Origin of the sequence: Sedimentitalea sediminis, from assembly GCF_042687825.1 — a bacterium.
In the GTDB taxonomy this organism is placed as follows: domain Bacteria; phylum Pseudomonadota; class Alphaproteobacteria; order Rhodobacterales; family Rhodobacteraceae; genus Sedimentitalea.
On sequence record NZ_JBHUQE010000009.1, the window covers coordinates 74,424 to 92,120 of the forward strand.

A 17,697-nucleotide genomic window follows, 5' to 3' on the forward strand; every position below is an offset into this window, starting at 1 on the left:
GTCATGGATACGCGGCTGATGAAACATTATGAAAGCGAGCTGATCTATCTGCGCGACATGGGCGCCGAGTTCGCGCAGGCCTATCCCAAGATTGCCGCGCGGCTGGGCATGGAGGGGGTCGAGGTACTGGACCCCTATGTCGAGCGACTGCTCGAAGGCGTTGCCTTTCTGTCCGCCCGGGTGCAGCTGGAACTGGAACTGCAATATCCGAACTTCACCAGCAACCTGCTGGAAATCATCTATCCGCATTATCTGGCGCCGACCCCGTCGATGATGATTGCGTCCTTTGAACCGGATATCACCAATTCGGGCGTCAAGAGCGGCTATGTGCTGCCCCGCCATACCTCGCTGCGCAGCCGGCGGATGGAGGGCGAGCAGACGCCTTGCGAATTCCGCACCTCGGCGGACCTGACGCTGTGGCCGGTCGAGGTCGTCGAGGCCGAATATATCGACGGGCGCGGCGAACTGGTGGCGGCGGGCGTGGCCGGCCAGCACGAGGCCCGCGCCGGCATCCGTCTGCGCCTGCGGCGCTCGGATGACGAACCCATGGCCGATCTGTCGCTGGACAAGCTGTCTGTGTATCTGGACAGTCGCGGCGGCAACAGTTGGGCGTTGCTGGAACTGCTGTGCACCCAGGTCAGCGGCTTGTGCGGACGTTCGACGGACCGGCGGGCCGACTGGGCGCAGCCCCTGGCGGACGGTGCCGTGCTGCATCGGGGTTTTGAACAGGACGAAGCCCTGCTGCCGCCGCAGCGCCGCGCCTTTGACGGATATCGGCTGTTGCAGGAATATTTCGCCATGCCGGAACGGTTCCTGTTCGTCGAGTTGCAGGGTCTGCGACCGGCGCTGGCGCGGGCAAAGGGCCCGGATGTGGATATCTATATCCTACTCAAGGAAAACCGCAGTGAGGTGGCACCGATGGTGGTGCCCGAAGCCTTTACGCTGAACGCGGTGCCGGCAATCAACCTGTTTCCCAAACGCTGCGACCGGGTGCATGTGACCGCCCGCGATACGGAACAGCATATCGTGCCCAGCCGTACCGCCGGAATGGATTTCGAGATCTACGAACTGCAGAACGTCGTGGGGATCAGCGGCGCCGGGGCTGACGACGTGGTGTTCCGTCCATTCTATTCGACCACCGATTTTACCGCCGCCGGGGAAACCCACCCGGCCTATTACACAGTTAACCGCCGCATGCGGCAACGTTCGGAAAAGGAACGGCTGCGCGGCGTGCGCACCTCCTATCTGGGGTCCGAGGTCTATGTCACGCTGGTGGATCGGGCCCAGACACCCTATGCGGCGGGGCTGGATCAACTGGCGGTGCAGGCGCTGTGTTCCAACCGGGATTTGCCGATGCTGCTGGCCACCGGCGATGCCGATGTGTTTCGCATGCCCGAGGGCGGGCCGGTCAAGTCGATCCGGCTGCCGGTATCCCCGACGCGGCCGCATCCGACGCTGGCCCAGGGCGACACCGCCTGGCGGCTGATCAGTCATCTCAGCCTGAACTATCTGTCGATCGCCGGGTCCGGGCGGGGCGACTCCGCCGAGGCGCTGCGCGAACTGGTGGGGCTCTATGCCCCGCTGGGCGACCGGGTCACGGAAAAGCAGCTCGAAGGGATCGTGTCGGTCGCAACCCGCCCCATCGTGCGCCGGATGAGCGACGAAGTGCTGTCCACCGCCGTGCGCGGCGTCGAGATCACGGTGGGCTTTGACGAAAGCTTTTTCGAGGGCACCAGCGTCTATGTTCTGGGCGCCGTGTTCGAACGCTTTTTCCGTCGGTACGCGACGATCAACAGCTTTACGGAAACCGTTCTGAAAACACAGAAACGCGGAGAAATTGCCAGATGGCGACCCGAGGCCGGTCTGGGCCGGATGATTTGAGCCATTTCGAAAGGCTGACAGAGAGTCCTGAAAAACATCATGTTTTTCAGGCGCTTCGCGTCATCGAAGCGGCCTATGCCGAGGCCCCGCGCCTGGGCGAAAGCCGCCGACCGCGCGAGGACAAGGTGCGTTTGGGGCAAGAGGCGGAACTGGCTTTTCCGACCTCGACCATCGCGCAGTTCAAACTGGGCATCGGCGGGCGTCCGGCGCGGCTGATCAACCGGTTCTTCGGTTTGTTCGGCCCCAACGGACCCTTGCCGCTGCACATGACCGAATATGTCCGGGACCGGGCGCGCAATCATCGCGACACCACCATCGTCGCCTTTGCCGACATGCTCACGCACCGGATGATGAGCCTGCTTTACCGCGCCTGGAGCACCGGCCAGCCGGCGCCCAGTTTCGACCGCAGCGACGATCCGATGGCGCGCAAGGTGGCGGCGCTGGCGGGCTATCACGGCGACAAGCTGCGCGACCGCGACGCGATGCCGGATCTGGCCAAGCTGCATTTCGCCGGGCATCTGGCGCAATCTGCCCGAAACCCCGAGGGGCTGGTATCGATCCTGTCGGCGTTTTTCAGCGTGCCGGTGCGCCTGCAGCAATTCGTCGGCAGCTGGCTCGATCTCGAGCCGGACGATCAATGGCAACTGGGCAGCCGCGCCGCGCTGGGGCACAGCACCAGCATCGGCCAGCGGGTCTGGACCCGCGGCGCCAAGTTCCGCCTGCGCATCGGCCCCCTGACGCTGGCCGACTACGAACGCCTGCTGCCCGGCGGCGAGTCGCTGGCGCGGCTGCAATCCATCGTGCGCAACTACGCCGGCGACAGTCTGGACTGGGACGTCAATCTGGTTCTGGCCGGGGACGAGGTTCCCAGCGCCACCCTGGGGGGGACGACCCGGCTGGGGCATACCAGCTGGATCCGGGCGCGCACCGGTCCGCGGGGCGACATCGCCGATGCCGGTGATCTTTATCTCTATCCCGACGCGTGGCCGGCACAGGACGGCCCGGGATGGCAAAAATGACAAGGAAGGACATTACATGAGCGAGATCAGCCGCGTAGCGCTATTCGGAAAGCTGAACAAGCTTGGATATCAGGCGGTGGAAAGCGCCACGGTGTTCTGCAAGATGCGGGGAAACCCCTATGTCGAGGTGGTGCACTGGATGCATCAGATCCTGCAGGGGCAGGACAGCGATCTGCACCGCATCGTCGATCACTATGATCTTGATCCCGGCAAGATCGCCGCCGAGATGACCCGCGCGCTGGATGCGCTGCCGCGTGGGGCCAGCACGATCAGCGACCTCTCCGATCACCTGATGGATGCGATGGAGCGCGGCTGGGTCTGGGGCTCGTTGCTGTTCAGTTCCAACCAGGTGCGCACCGGTCATCTGCTGCTGGGCATGCTGAAAACCCCGGCCCTGCGCAACATCCTGTCATCCATGTCGCCCGAGCTGGCGCGCATCGGCGCCGATGATCTGGCGGACAATTTCGCGGTCGCCACGGACGGGTCGCCCGAAGAGACGCTGCGGCCCCAGGACGGCAGCCAGACCGGCGGCGGCGCCAGCCCGGGCGAAGCCTCTGACGCGATGGCACCCGGCGCGATGGGGCAGGGCGAGGCGCTGGAACAGTTCTGCACCGACCTGACCGAGCAGGCGCGCAAGGGCGAGATTGACCCGATCGTCGGCCGCGACGAGGAAATCCGGCAGATCGTCGATGTGCTGATGCGGCGGCGCCAGAACAACCCGATCCTGACCGGCGAGGCCGGCGTCGGCAAGACGGCGGTGGTCGAGGGATTCGCCCTGCGCATCGCCCGCGGCGACGTGCCGCCGGCGTTGCAGAACGTGCGGCTGCTGATCCTGGACGTCGGATTGTTGCAGGCCGGGGCCAGCATGAAAGGCGAATTCGAGAACCGGCTGAAGCAGGTGATCGAGGAGGTGCAGGCCAGCGCCACCCCGATCGTGATGTTCGTCGATGAAACCCATACGCTGGTCGGCGCCGGCGGCGCTGCCGGAACCGGTGATGCGGCCAACCTGCTGAAACCGGCGCTGGCGCGCGGCACCCTGCGCACTATCGGCGCCACCACCTGGGCGGAATACAAGAAATACATCGAAAAGGATCCGGCCCTGACGCGGCGTTTCCAGGTGGTGCAGGTGGACGAGCCGGATGTGCCCAAGGCGATCCTGATGATGCGTGGCATCGCCTCGATGCTTGAGAAACACCACAGGGTTCAGGTGCTGGACGAGGGGATCGAGGCCGCCGTGTCCCTGTCGGCGCGTTACATCCCGGCGCGTCAGTTGCCCGACAAGTCGGTCAGCCTGCTGGACACCGCCTGCGCCCGGGTCGCCGTCAGCCAGCACGCGGTGCCGGCCGAGGTCGATGACAGCCGCCGCAGGATCGAGGCGCTGAAGACGGAACTCGAAATCATCGGGCGGGATGAAACGGCAGGCTATGATGTGGGTGACCGGCGCGAAGCGGTTTCGGCCGCGAAAGATACCGAAGAGCAACGCCTGGAGGGGCTGACCGCGCGTTGGGATGCCGAAAAAGCGGTGGTCGAAGCCATTCTGGAATTGCGTGCAAAGCTGCGTGAAGGTGGCGCCCCGGTAGATCAACCCCCGGCAGAGGGCGAGGCCGAAGCCAGCCCTCTGAGCGAAGCGGATCGGGCCGATCTGATGGCGGAACTGAAAGCAAAGAATGCGGAATTGATCGAAGTGCAGGGCGAAAGCCCGCTGATTTTGCCGATCGTTGATCATCAGGCGGTGGCCTCGGTCGTCGGCGACTGGACCGGCATTCCGGTGGGCCGCATGGTCAAGGACGAGATCGACACGATCCTGCATCTCGAGGACCATCTGGCCAAGCGCGTGATCGGTCAGGACCACGCGATGAAGATGATCGCCAAGCGTATCCAGACCAGCCGGGCCGGTCTGGACAACCCGTCCAAACCCATCGGTGTCTTTCTGCTGGCCGGCACCAGCGGCGTCGGCAAGACCGAAACCGCGCTGGCCCTGGCCGAGGTGCTGTATGGCGGCGAACAGAATGTCATCACCATCAACATGAGCGAATACCAGGAGGCCCATACCGTCAGCAGTCTGAAAGGTGCACCGCCGGGCTATGTCGGATATGGCGAAGGCGGCGTGCTGACCGAGGCGGTGCGGCGCAAGCCCTATTCGGTGGTGCTGCTGGACGAGGTCGAAAAGGCGCATCCGGACGTGCACGAGATCTTTTTTCAGGTTTTTGACAAGGGCGTGATGGAGGATGGCGAAGGCCGGGTGATCGATTTCAAGAACACCCTGATCCTGCTGACCTCCAATGCCGGGAGCGACCTGATCATGGACATGTGCAGCGACCCCGAACTGCTGCCCGAACCCGAGGGCATCGCCAAGGCGCTGCGCGATCCCTTGCTGAAGATCTTTCCCGCTGCGTTGTTGGGGCGTCTGGTGACGATCCCCTATTATCCGCTCAGCCCGCACATGATCGCCGAGATCACCAAGCTGCAACTGGGCCGGATCCAGAAACGGGTGGAAACGTCGCACGGGGTGCCGTTCGAATTTACCGACGCGGTGGTCGACACGATCGTCGAGCGCTGTCAGGAACTGGAAAGCGGCGGCCGGATGATCGACGCTATCGTGACCAACACGATGCTACCCGAGATCTCGGCTGAATTCCTGCGCCGGATGATGCAGGGCGAAGACGTTAGCAAGGTTGCCATCGATTCCGACGGCAAGACCTTTAGCTACGCCTTTGACTGAACTCGGACGGGACACGGACAACCAAGGAGAAACGGACGTGCAGACGACCCCGGAAATACAACAACCGACCCTGCGGGAAAAGGCGCTGGAGTTTGTTGAACGTGACAGTGTCAAGAACGCGATCTTGGGTGTGATCATCTTCAACGCCATCACCTTGGGCATGTCTACATCTGGAAACATCAACGATGTCATCGGTCCGGGCCTCAAGATCATCGATCAGGTCGTGTTGATGATTTTCGTGGCCGAACTGGCGATCAAGTTCTTTGCCTATGGCGTGCGGGGCTTTTTCGCCAACCCTTGGAACATCTTCGATTTCATCGTCGTCGGGTTGGGTCTGTTGCCGGACAAGGGCGGCCTGTCAGCGCTGCGCGGCTTGCGCGTCATCCGGGCGATGCGCCTGCTGTCGGTGATCCCGCAGATGCGCGCGGTGGTGCAGGCCCTACTGGATGCGCTGCCGGGCATGGGCGCGGTGATCATCATGATCTCGATCGTGTTCTATGTCTTCGGGGTGATGGCGACGCTGATGTACGGGCCGGATTTCAACGAATGGTTCGGCACCCTGGGCCGCAGTCTCTATTCGCTGTTCCAGATCATGACGCTGGAAAGCTGGTCCATGGGCATCGTGCGCCCGGTAATGGAGGTGCATCCCTATGCCTGGGCGTTCTTTGTGCCCTTTATCATCATCACCGCCTTTTCGGTGCTGAACCTGTTCATCGGTCTGCTGGTGAACACCATGCAGGCTGCCGTGGAAGAGGAGAACGAGGCCGAGTTCGAAAACCTGCGCGAACTGGTCAAAAGCGAGACCGACATCGTCGATGCTCATGTCACCGAGATGCTGGCCGAGATCCGCGCCCTGCGGGCCGAGATCGCGGAATTAAAGCGGGGTGAAAAATGACGAACAGCTCGCAGAAATTCATCGCTCGAAACCGCGCTCCGCGGGTGCAGATCGAGTATGATGTCGAGCTGTACGGATCGCAGAAAAAGGTCCAGCTGCCCTTTGTCATGGGGGTCATGTCCGATCTCGCGGGCAAATCCACAGTGCCGCAGCCGACGATCGAGAACCGCAAGTTTCTGGAGATCGACGTGGACAATTTCGATGAACGTATGCGGGCGATGCAGCCCCGCGCCGCGTTCAGCGTGCCCAACACTCTGACCGGCGAGGGCAATTTGCAGGTCGATCTGACTTTTGAAAAGATGGACGATTTTTCGCCGCAGGCGATTGCCGCCAAGATCGAACCCCTGCGCGCCCTGCTGACGGCGCGCACCCAGTTGTCCAACCTGGCGACCTATATGGACGGCAAGGCCGGCGCCGAGGCGCTGATAGAGCGCATCCTTGCCGACCCGACCTTGCTGGAAGCACTGTCCGATCCGACCAGTGCCGACGCCGATGCCACGAATGCCGCCCTGAACTCGCTGCGTACCGCGGCGACCGACGTGCCCGAGCCTGCCGACAGCACCGACGCCACTCTGGACGCCCTGCGATCCAAAGAGGGGATCGAGGCGCCCAAGGCCAAAGACGCCACCGCCGCCGCTCTGAATGCCCTGCGGGCCGCAGAGATGGCCGAACCCACGACCGAGGACACCACCGCCGCCGCGTTGGACGCCCTGCGATCCAAAGAGGTGATCGAGGCGCCCAAGGCCAAAGACGCCACCGCCGCCGCCCTGAATGCCCTGCGGGCCGCAGAGATTGCCGAACCCACGACCGAGGACACCACCGCCGCCGCGCTGGACGCCCTGCGATCCAAAGAGGGGATCGAGGCGCCCAAGGCCAAAGACGCCACCGCCGCCGCTCTGAATGCCCTGCGGGCCGCAGAGATGGCCGAACCCACGACCGAGGACACCACCGCCGCCGCGTTGGACGCCCTGCGATCCAAAGAGGTGACCGAACCCCAAGTCGAAGACACGACCGGGGCCGCTCTGGAGGCCTTGAAAAGCGCGCCGATCCAGCATGAAACGCCGACAGAAGACGATAGCGACAATGCTCTGGATGCGTTGCGGGCCCTGGGCGTGACGGATACGGAAACGCTGGATGACAGCGCCGCCGCGCTGGACGCTTTGCGCGCCCGTCATTCAGACGCGCCCGAAGCAGACGATACTGCCAGTGCGGCTCTGGAAGCGTTGCGTGGGCAGGACACGGCCGTGCCCGAGCCCGTTGATACTGCGGATGCGGCGCTGGAGGCGTTGCGCAGGACCGAAATTGCGGACCCCGACCCCGACGATGGCGCCGATGCGGCGTTGGATGCATTGCGGGGGGCTGAGGTCGAGCCTGCAGATCCCCGGGCCGATGGCGCCGCGGCGCTGGACAGCCTGCGCCAGGCGGATGCCTCTGAACCCGAAGAAACGGGCGCGGCCGACACGGCACTTGAGACGCTGAGAGCAGCACCGGTGGTGGAAACCGACACCGACGATGGCGCCGACATAGCGCTGGACGCCCTGCGCGACACCGAGGTTGCGGAACCCGAGGCCGATGACAGTGGCGCGGCGCTGGACGCCCTGCGCGACATCGAGGTTGCGGAACCCGAGGCCGATGACAGTGGCGCGGCGCTGGATACCTTGCGCGACATCGAGGTTGCGGAACCCGAGGCCGATGACAGCGGCGCGGCGCTGGATACTTTGCGCAATGCAGCGCCGGAACCGGCCAATGCCGGGAAGAGGCCGGATGACGAACCTGTTGGGGTCGATACCCCGGCAACACACAACCCCTCGGATGCGTCGCCCGACGCACCCGCCGAAGACGCAGCGTTTCCGGACGATCTGGAGGAGCCGGCGAGCAATATCACCGCGCCGCCCGACCCGACCCAGCCTCCGATCATGGACAAGCCGCCGACACCCGTTGAGCTGGACGCACTTGAACCCGAACCGGAATCCGCCCCGGCGAGCGATCTGGACGACCTCCTGAGCGACCTGGGGTCGGCAGCCGCAGCGCCGCAGGCATCCGAAGCCGTTCCAGAACCGGGATCCACACCGGCCAGCGGTCTTGAAGACCTGTTGGGCGATACCGGTGCAGACGTCATCGTGCCGGACCCGACCCCCGAACCGCAACCCGCGCCCGGCGGCGAGCTTGACGATCTGCTGAGCGATATTGAAACGAATGCCGCTGAACCGGTCGCCTCGGCCCCGGCCCCCGAACCGCCACCCGCGCCCGGCGGCGAGCTTGACGATCTGCTGAGCGATATTGAAACGAATGCCGCTGAACCGGTCGCCTCGGCCCCGGCCCCCGAACCGCCACCCGCGCCCGGCGGCGAGCTTGACGATCTGCTGAGCGATATTGAAACGAATGCCGCTGAACCGGTCGCCTCGGCCCCGGCCCCCGAACCGCCACCCGCGCCCGGCGGCGAGCTTGACGATCTGCTGGGCGATATTGAAACGGATGCCGCTGAACCGGTCGCCTCGGACCCGGCCCCCGAACCGCAACCCGCGCCCGGCGGCGATCTTGACGATCTGCTGGGCGATATCGAACCGGATGCCGCTGAACCGGTCGCCTCGGACCCGGCCCCTGAACCGCAACCCGCGCCCGAAGGCGATCTTGACGATCTGCTGGGCGATATCGAACCGGATGCCGCTGAACCGGTCGCCTCGGACCCGGCCCCTGAACCGCAACCCGCGCCCGAAGGCGATCTTGACGATCTGCTGGGCGATATCGAACCGGATGCCGCTGAACCGGTCGCCTCGGACCCGGCCCCCGAACCGCAACCCGCGCCCGGAGGCGAGCTGGACGATCTGCTGGGCGATTTGGGCTCGGCACCGGCGGACCCCGAAACGCCGCCAATTCCGGAACCGATTGCCGAAACCGCGCATGTTGGTGACCTGGACGACCTTCTGGGCGATATCGAAACGGATGCCGCGGAACCGGGCGCATCGGACCGGACATCTGCCTTGCAACCTGCCCCGGCAAGTGACTTGGACGACCTGCTGGGCGATATCGAACCGGATGCCGCTGAACCGGTCGCCTCGGACCCGGCCCCCGAACCGCAACCCGCGCCCGGAGGCGAGCTGGACGATCTGCTGGGCGATATCGAAACGGATGCCGCAGAACCGGACGCATCGGACCGGACATCTGAATTGCAACCTGCCCCGGCAAGTGACTTGGACGACCTGCTGGGCGATCTGGGGGCGGACGCCGCCGAGGCTGACGCACCGGACCCCGAACCGGCCGCGCCAGAGGCTGCCCCGGCGGGCGATCCGGACGATCTGCCAGGCGATCTCGGGGCAGCGGCAGACTCGGCTTCCGCAGCCTCAGCCGAGTCGGGTCAGCACAGTGCGTCGGCCCCCGAACGGCCGCCTGAACCGGAATTCGCCTTTGGTACAATGGCCGCCGATCGGCCGGATGCGCAACGGTTGAACCGCAAGCGGTTCCGCCTGGCGCTGATGGGCGATTTTTCTGGCCGGGCGTCGCGCGGGCTGATCGAAACGGGCGATGCGCTGGCGGCGCGTCCGGCGATCCTGCTGGATCCGGATACGGTCGAAGAGGTGATTTCGGGCTTTGCCACAACCCTGGTTCTGCCGATCGGCAGGGATGGTGCGGGGGTCGAAGTCAAGCTGACCGAACTGGACGACCTGCACCCGGACGAGCTGTACGAAAACGTCGCTCTTTTCGCGGAACTGGTGGGGCTGCGCAGTCAGCTGGCCAGCGGCGCCACCGCCGAGAATGCGGCCCAGCGCCTGCGCGCCTGGGGCGAGGCGCATGGCACGCCGGTGACTCCGACGCATCGCAAATCCGCGGGCAATGCGGTGCCGGCCGACCGGCGGCTCAGCGATTTTCAGCGGCTGATCGGCGATACCGGGGCCAGCCTGACGCAACCCTCGCCGCTGGACGATCTGATGGCGCGCATCGTCGGGCCGCATATCCGGGCGGTGCCGGATGCCGACGCGTTGGCGATGCAGGCGGCGGTGGATCAGGCCCTTTCCGCTGCGATGCGTCTGGTGCTGCATCACCCGGAATTCCAGTCTGTCGAGGCGCAATGGCGTTCGATCGACCTGATTGCCCGCAGCATCGAAACCGACGACACGCTCGAGGTGATGCTGTATGATATCTCGGCCGAAGAGATCGCCGCGGACCTGGCCAGCGCCGAGGATCTGGCGCAAAGCGGCTTTGCCCGCCTGTTGACCGAGGCGCCGCTGGACGAGGAGACCGGTCGCGGCGGCTATTCGGCGTTAATCGGCTTATACACCTTTGAGGAAACGCCGCCGCATGCCGAACTGCTGGGCCGGATCGGCCGTGTTGCGGCACATGTGGATGCGCCGTTTCTGGCGGCCCTGTCGCCGGCCTTTATGGACATCGCCAAAGCGGACCGGCACCCGCTGGTCGCGACGGCCTGGGACACGCTGCGGGCGATGCCCGAGGCCGGGCATCTGGGCTTGGCGTCGCCACGGTTCCTGCTGCGGCGCCCCTATGGCGCGAAATCCGAGCCGATCTACGCGTTCGATTTCGAGGAATTCACCATGTCGGCCGGTCTGGGGGGCATGCTGTGGGCCAACCCGGTGGTGCTGGTGGCGATCCTGCTGGCGAAATCCTATCGCGAGAATGGTGCCAGCATGGGCTTGGGCTCGATCATGTCCCTGGGCGACATGCCCTATCATGTGGTCACCGACCGGCATGGCGATCAGGTGGCCTTGCCCTGCACCGAACGCAACCTGACGCTGGACAAGGTGGAGAAGGTCATGGCGCGCGGCGTCATGCCGGTGGTGTCGATCAAGGGGCGCGACGAGATCCGGCTGGCCTCGTTCCAGTCGCTGGCCGGGGGCGACATTCTCGGACCCTGGTCGGATGTACCGCCGCCGCCACCCTCGCCCCCGAAACCCGAGCCCCCGAAACCCGAGCCTGTGGTGGCCCAGGAACCAGCGGCGTCGCCAACGGATGGCGCCGAGGACGATCTGGGGCTGGACGATCTGCTGGCGGGGTTCAGCGACAGCCCACCGGCCCCCGATGGCGATGGCGGCAGCGATGATATCGATGCCGACCTGGCCGCATTGTTGGAGGATTTATAGTGATGATTACCGTTGATTTGAGACCGCCCCGCCGCTGCAGTCCCAGCCGTATTGAAAGGACAGCCGATGCCTGATTACAAACCCTACCCGGATGCGCGCAGCTGGTTGTCGGGCGAGTTTTCCTGGCCCGAATCGGCCGGGGAATACGGTCCGAACCTTTATCGGGCGGTCATCCACGAAGGCTTGAGCAAGCTGACCGAGATGAGTGTGCTGATCCGCAGCTGGTCAGAGGACGCCAATATCGGCGACATCGTCGGGCGCAACCTGCGGGTGCACCTGAAAACTGAAAGCGAAAGCGAACGGGTGTTTTCCGGCGTCTGCATCTCGGCTGAAAAAATCGGATATTTCGAGGGCAATTATTATTACCTCGCCGAAGTCCGGCCCTGGTTCTGGCTGTTGACCCGCACCCAGGATTGCCGGGTATTTCAGGAAAAGACGGTGGTCGAGATCATCACCGAAGTCGTCGGGGATTCCGGGTTTTCCGACTATCTGGACGAACTGACCGGAACCTACAGCGCCCGTACATATTGTGTGCAATACCGCGAAAGCGATTACGACTTTCTGTGCCGCCTGATGGAAGAGGAAGGCATCTATTTCTATTTCAAGAACGATCTGGATTCGACCGGCGTCGAAAAGCTGGTCCTGTGTGACTCGATCAGCGGGCATTCCGATGTGCCGGGTCACGCCACGATTGACTATCATGCGCGCCAGATCGAGCGCGGCGCGGAAACCTCGCGCCAAGACCATATCGCCGAATGGACCGCGCTGGAAAACCTGACCCGCGGCAAGGTCACCCTGAACGATTTCGACTTCAAGCTGCAGAATGCCGATCTGAAATTCGAAAATGCGATTCCGCTGGGGGAACATAGCTACACGGACTACGAGGTCTATGACTATCTCGGCCACCATCGCTATCCCGGTGTTTTCAACGATGACAAGGCGCTGGGCGAGAAATACGCCGCCGTCCGTATGGAGGCGGAAGCGGCGCGGTTCGAACAGTTTCGCGGGGCCGGTAACGTGCGGGCCCTGGCCGTCGGTCAGACCTTTGCCCTGGAGCAGCACCCGGACGATGCGCAGAACTCCAATTACCTGATCACCGGGGCCGAGCATTTCGTGCAGGATCAGAATTTCCTGCAAAAGGACGACGAGACCAAGCAAAAGTCCCGCAAGGATGCGCTGAACCGCCATGGCGTCAACGAATTCATCCTGAAGGAGATGAGCCGGCGCGAACGCGCCAGCCGCCGCGATCTGCAGATGATGGCCCGCGACTTTCCCGAGGCCATGGCTGGCGATGCCTATGCCTGCACCTTTCGCGCCATCCCCAAGGTCACGCAGTACCGCGCGCCGCTGAAAACCCCGTGGCCGAAAATCTCGGGGCCGCATACCGCCACCGTGGTCGGCGAGGCCGGCGAAGAGATCTATACCGACGAATTCGGTCGCATCAAGGTGCAGTTCCACTGGGATCGGTTGGGCGAAAAGAACGAGAATTCATCGTGCTGGGTGCGGGTGATGACGCCCTGGTCGGGCACCGATTACGGCATGGTGGCCATTCCCCGCATCGGACAAGAGGCGGTGATCCAGTTCGAAGAGGGCGATCCGGACCGGCCGATCTGTACCGGGATGATCTATAACGCGTGGCAGAAGGCGCCGTATGACTATCCGAACGACAAGACCCAACTGGGCATCCGCACCAAGTCGACCAAGGAAGGCGGCGCGGAAGACTACAACGAGCTGATGTTCGAGGATCTGAAAGGCGAGGAACTGATGCGCGTTCAGGCGCAGAAGGACCATCAGATGCTGGTCAAGAACAAGTCCGTGGTCACCATCGGCCAGGGCGAGGTCGATGCCGGAGACCATGACGATGAAGGCAGCCTGAGCGAGGTGATCCGCAACAACGTCACCCGCACGATCCAGGAGGGCAACCACTATCACACGATTGCCCAGGGCGACGAGGAATTCAAGATCGAGACCGGCAGCCAGACCATCGAGATCGCCACCGACAAAACCCAGACGATCACCGAGAACTATTCGACGACGGTTGAAAACGGTGATCACGACACCGCGGTGTCGTCGGGCAACATGTCGGTGGGCGTCGATGCGGGCAAGATCGAGATCGAGGCGGCCCAGAGCATCGAGCTGAAAGTGGGCGGATCGTCGATCAAGATCGAACCGGCCAAGATCACCATCAAGAGCACGATGATCGACATCAAGGGTGACGCCAAGGTCGATGTAAACGGCGCGATGACCAATGTGAAAGCCAGCGGGATACTTGTTCTCAAGGGCTCTCTGACAAAGATCAACTAGGTGACATGATGAACCCGCGTTTCAAAGATCTCGTGAAAATTCCCAAGGATCCTGCGGTGAAACAGCTGTCGCAGGCCAATGTCGTGCTGCGCACGCCGCTTGACTCGCCCGCCAGCGCTTCGCCCGAACAGGTGCTCGAGGAACTCGAACAGAAACAGGCCTGGCTGGACATCCTGTCGCTGCTGTCGGTGTTGCTGCCGCCGCGCGAGCGGGTCTGGTGGGCCTGTCTGGCGGCGCGCGACTATATCGGGCCGAAATCCGATAAGGATCCGCCGTCGCTGGTGCGTTCCGAGGAATGGGTGTTCAATCCCGACGAGGACCACCGCGAGGCCGCGCGCGCGACCCTGGATCATGCTTATGTCGACGACGAAACCGTGCATTGCGCGACCGCGGTTCTTTATGCCGACGGCACGCTGGGACCCGGCGATCTGGCCCAGCATCCGGCGCCGGCAGGGGCGGCCGAGGCCTCGGTCTTTGCCATGAATGTGGTAGCGCTGGGGGAACTATCTGATAGGTTTGACGAACATATCCAGGTGCTGATCGACCGCGCGCTGGACATCGCCCGGGGCGGCAGCGGCCGGGTGTCGGCGACAGAACCGGAACAGGAGGCAAGCACATGACCAAACCCCAGGCCCGGATCACCGACAATGTTCTGTGCGCGATGTTCGCGCCCTCGCCGGCCGGACCGGTGCCCGGCACCTCGATGATCATTCCGCCCTGTGCGCCCACTGTGCTGGTGGGCAATCTGCCGGCGGCGCGGATTGGGGATATGCACCCCTCGGGCCTTGGGCCGCATCCCAATGTGATGGGCTCGGCCACCGTGATCATCTCGAACATGCCGGCGTCGCGGATCGGCGACAGCACGGGCTGCGGCGGGGCGATCCTCAAGGGCGAATTCACTGTGCTGACCGGAGGTTAAGCGCCGCGATGCCGGTCACGATCAAATTTCAGTCCTCGGGCACGGTTCCGGGCAATGCGCGCCCCATGCAGATGCAGGGCGGCAGCCTGACCATCGGGCGCGGTCCGGCCAACGATCTGGTGCTGCCCGACCCGGATCGGCAATTGTCCAAGAGCCATTGTGTGATCGAGGACCACAACGGCAATGTGGTGATCGTCGATCTGTCGACCAACGGCACCTTTCTGAACTATTCCAAGATCCCGCTGGGGCGGGTGCCGACGCCGCTGAACAATGGCGACGTGCTGGCGCTGGGGTCCTATGAGTTGGTCGTCGAAATCCGCGACGAACTGGCGGATCCCGGTGACCTGATCGCCGGTCCGGCGGCGCAAGGTCCGGCCTCGCATGGCGATGCCGCAAACGCGCCGGACCCGATGGCGCTGCTGGACGATGCCGGACCCGGCGGCGACTTTCTGGATGACCTTCTGGGGGCCGAGGAAACCCCCACCGGGCCATCGCAGTTGAACCCGGTGGACCCGATCGACGAATTGTTGCCGCCATTGGGCGAGGACGAAGACCCATTCTTTCAGAAACCCAGCGACGGGCGCGAGGGCGACGGCGCCAGCCGGCCGATGCACAACCCGTCCGCACAGGACAGTTTTTCGCCTCAGGCCACCGGCGCGAACCTGATCCCCGACGATTGGGATGACGATCTGCTGGGCGGCAATGGCACCGCGGACACGGCCGCCCCGGCATCCGAACTGCCCAAGACCGTGCTGCCGGCACCACCGCCAAAGGGGACCCCGCCACACGCCACGCAGCCCTCGGATCCGCAACAATCCGCGCGCCGGACACCGCCGGTTCTGCCCGGCGAGGCCACCGGCCCGATCGATCCGGATGCACCGTTGGATACAGATGCGGCGCGGGCCTTTCTGCGCGCCGTGGGGGCCGAAGAGGTCTCGGTCGCCGAGGCCGACATGGTGACGACGATGGCGCGGATGGGCCGGGTGATGAAAACGCTGGTCACCGGTCTGCGCGAAATTCTGATGACGCGCACGTCGATCAAGAGCGAGTTTCGCATCGAACAGACGATGATCAGCGCTGGCGGAAACAATCCGCTGAAATTCTCGATCAGCCCGGAACAGGCCATCGAGGCGATGGTCAAGCCCGGGGCGCGCGGCTATCTCAGCGCCGAAACCGCCGCCGAGCAGGCACTGGACGACATCAAGGCGCACGAGATCGCCATGGTCACCGGCATGGAGGCGGCGCTGAAGGGTGTGCTGGCCCGGCTGGACCCGCAGGAACTGGCCGGCAAGATCGAGACCAGCGGCGGTCTGGGCAGCCTGCTCAAGGGCAAAAAGGCGCGCTATTGGGAAGTCTACGAGAAGATGTATGCCGACATATCCGACCAGGCCGAGAACGATTTCCACGACCTGTTCAGCCGCGAATTTGCACGGGCCTACAAGGCGCAGCTGAATCAGCTGAAAGACCGGTCCGAATAAAAGGGAGAGATCATTGTCCTGGGACAGCAAGGTGCTTTGGACGGAGGGGCTGTTTCTGCAGCCGCACCATTTCCAGCAATCAGACCGGTATACCGAGGCCCTGGTCACCGGGCTGGCCCGGCGGGTACGCCCCTATGCCTGGGGCGTCAGCGCGCTGGACATCGATGACGAGGTGCTCAAGGTCGGGCAGTTCGCGCTGAAATCCTGTACCGGGCTGACCCAGGACGGTACCGTGTTCCGGGTGCCGATGGCCGATGACCACCCGCCGGCGCTGGAAGTGCCCGAGACCATCAAGGACTGCGTCGTCTATCTGACCGTACCGCAGCGCCGGCAGGGCGCTGTCGAGGTCGATCTGAGCGGCGCAGAGATGTCGGCCAGCCGGCTGCGACCGGGCGAAATAGAAGTCACCGACACGATGGGCCAGCAAAAGAAACCGGTGATGCTGGGCATCGGCAAGATGCGCCTGCAATTCGCGCTGGCGGTGGACGACCTGGCCGACCGGCTGGCGATTCCGGTGGCGCGCATCATCGAGGTGCGCCCGGACAAGGAGATCATCCTGGATCAGGCGTTCATTCCCAGCTGTCTGGACGTGCGCGCCGCGCAACCGCTGGACGGGTTCGTGCGCGAGCTTGAGGGGCTGCTGTCGCACCGGATGCAGGCGCTGGCCGGGCGTCTGTCCGAGGGCGGTGCCGCCAAGGGCGTGGCCGAGGTGTCGGATTTTCTGCTGCTGACGGTAATCAACCGGATGATCCCGGTGATCCGCCACATGACCGCCATCGAAAACCTGCATCCCGAGGATCTCTATCGCTCCTGCGTCGGGTTGGCCGGGGAATTGTCGGTGTTCATGACTGCCGAAAAGACCCCGCCGGATTTCCCGGCTTACCGGCATGACGACCTGGCGCATTGCTTTGCGCCGGTCATCCGCACGCTGCGGCAATATCTCAGCTCGGTGCTGGAACAGACGGCGATCCCGATCAAGCTGGAGGAACGCAAATACGGCATCAGCGTCGGCGTCATTGCCGACCGCAAGCTGCTGGGCAATGCCGGTTTCGTGCTGGCGGTCGATGCCGACATTCCGGCCGAGGACGTACGCCGGCATTTCGCCGGTCAGGCCAAGATCGGCCCGGTCGAGGAAATCCGCCAACTGGTCAATTCGGCCCTGCCGGGGATCACCCTGCGCCCGATGCCGGTGGCGCCGCGCCAGATCCCCTATCACGCGGGTGTGGTCTATTTCGAATTGGATTCCGCCAGCCCCTATTGGGCCAAGATGACGACCTCCGGCGGGATCGCGGTGCATGTGTCCGGGCAATATCCGGGCCTGAAAATGGAGCTTTGGGCGATCCGGAACAGCTGAGCGCCGGATAAACCCAGGAATTTGGTGAAACC

10 protein-coding genes are annotated in these 17,697 nt (G+C 64.1%); all 10 read left to right on the forward strand.

Annotated features, from left to right (window positions below; translation table 11 throughout):
• Nucleotides 1–3 precede the first annotated feature (3 nt).
• A complete protein-coding gene (tssF, locus tag ACFMPD_RS09595; RefSeq protein ID WP_380993605.1) occupies nt 4–1,881 on the forward strand; it encodes a type VI secretion system baseplate subunit TssF in 1,878 nt (625 codons plus the stop codon).
• Nucleotides 1,845–2,900 (forward strand): type VI secretion system baseplate subunit TssG, encoded by a 1,056-nt coding sequence (gene tssG / locus ACFMPD_RS09600; protein ID WP_380993606.1) that lies wholly within the window; start codon nt 1,845–1,847, stop codon nt 2,898–2,900. The genes tssF and tssG overlap by 37 nt, the downstream gene beginning before the upstream one ends.
• Before the next feature lie 16 nt (nt 2,901–2,916).
• Nucleotides 2,917–5,622, forward strand: a complete 2,706-nt coding sequence (gene tssH / locus ACFMPD_RS09605) for a type VI secretion system ATPase TssH (protein ID WP_380993608.1) — start codon at nt 2,917–2,919, stop codon at nt 5,620–5,622.
• Nucleotides 5,623–5,659: 37 nt separating this feature from the next.
• Entirely contained in the window at nt 5,660–6,517 is an 858-nt protein-coding gene (locus tag ACFMPD_RS09610) for an ion transporter (protein WP_380993610.1), read from the forward strand.
• The gene (tssB, locus tag ACFMPD_RS09620) at nt 6,514–11,610 is read left to right on the forward strand and encodes a type VI secretion system contractile sheath small subunit (protein WP_476463234.1); all 5,097 of its coding nucleotides are present in this window, start codon (nt 6,514–6,516) and stop codon (nt 11,608–11,610) included. The genes ACFMPD_RS09610 and tssB overlap by 4 nt, the downstream gene beginning before the upstream one ends.
• 66 nt (nt 11,611–11,676) lie before the next feature.
• On the forward strand, nt 11,677–13,914 hold the full coding sequence (locus ACFMPD_RS09625; RefSeq protein ID WP_380993612.1) for a type VI secretion system Vgr family protein: 2,238 nt from the start codon (nt 11,677–11,679) through the stop codon (nt 13,912–13,914).
• A gap of 56 nt (nt 13,915–13,970) precedes the next feature.
• Nucleotides 13,971–14,534, forward strand: coding sequence for a DUF6931 family protein (locus ACFMPD_RS09630; RefSeq protein ID WP_380993613.1), 564 nt, complete (start codon nt 13,971–13,973; stop codon nt 14,532–14,534).
• Nucleotides 14,531–14,833, forward strand: a complete 303-nt coding sequence (locus tag ACFMPD_RS09635; RefSeq protein WP_380993614.1) for a PAAR domain-containing protein — start codon at nt 14,531–14,533, stop codon at nt 14,831–14,833. The genes ACFMPD_RS09630 and ACFMPD_RS09635 overlap by 4 nt, the downstream gene beginning before the upstream one ends.
• 8 nt (nt 14,834–14,841) lie before the next feature.
• A complete protein-coding gene (gene tagH / locus ACFMPD_RS09640) occupies nt 14,842–16,311 on the forward strand; it encodes a type VI secretion system-associated FHA domain protein TagH (RefSeq protein ID WP_380993616.1) in 1,470 nt (489 codons plus the stop codon).
• A gap of 13 nt (nt 16,312–16,324) precedes the next feature.
• Nucleotides 16,325–17,665, forward strand: coding sequence for a type VI secretion system baseplate subunit TssK (tssK, locus tag ACFMPD_RS09645; protein WP_380993617.1), 1,341 nt, complete (start codon nt 16,325–16,327; stop codon nt 17,663–17,665).
• The last annotated feature ends 32 nt before the right edge of the window (nt 17,666–17,697 follow it).

Excerpts from the sequence above, each read along its gene's own strand:
- tagH (WP_380993616.1), top strand. The coding sequence starts at position 14,842 with ATGCCGGTCACGATCAAATTTCAGTCCTCGGGCACGGTTCCGGGCAAT.
- tssB (WP_476463234.1), top strand. The coding sequence starts at position 6,514 with ATGACGAACAGCTCGCAGAAATTCATCGCTCGAAACCGCGCTCCGCGG.
- ACFMPD_RS09625 (WP_380993612.1), top strand. The coding sequence starts at position 11,677 with ATGCCTGATTACAAACCCTACCCGGATGCGCGCAGCTGGTTGTCGGGC.
- tssF (WP_380993605.1), top strand. The coding sequence starts at position 4 with ATGGATACGCGGCTGATGAAACATTATGAAAGCGAGCTGATCTATCTG.
- tssH (WP_380993608.1), top strand. The coding sequence starts at position 2,917 with ATGAGCGAGATCAGCCGCGTAGCGCTATTCGGAAAGCTGAACAAGCTT.
- tssG (WP_380993606.1), top strand. The coding sequence starts at position 1,845 with ATGGCGACCCGAGGCCGGTCTGGGCCGGATGATTTGAGCCATTTCGAA.
- ACFMPD_RS09635 (WP_380993614.1), top strand. The coding sequence starts at position 14,531 with ATGACCAAACCCCAGGCCCGGATCACCGACAATGTTCTGTGCGCGATG.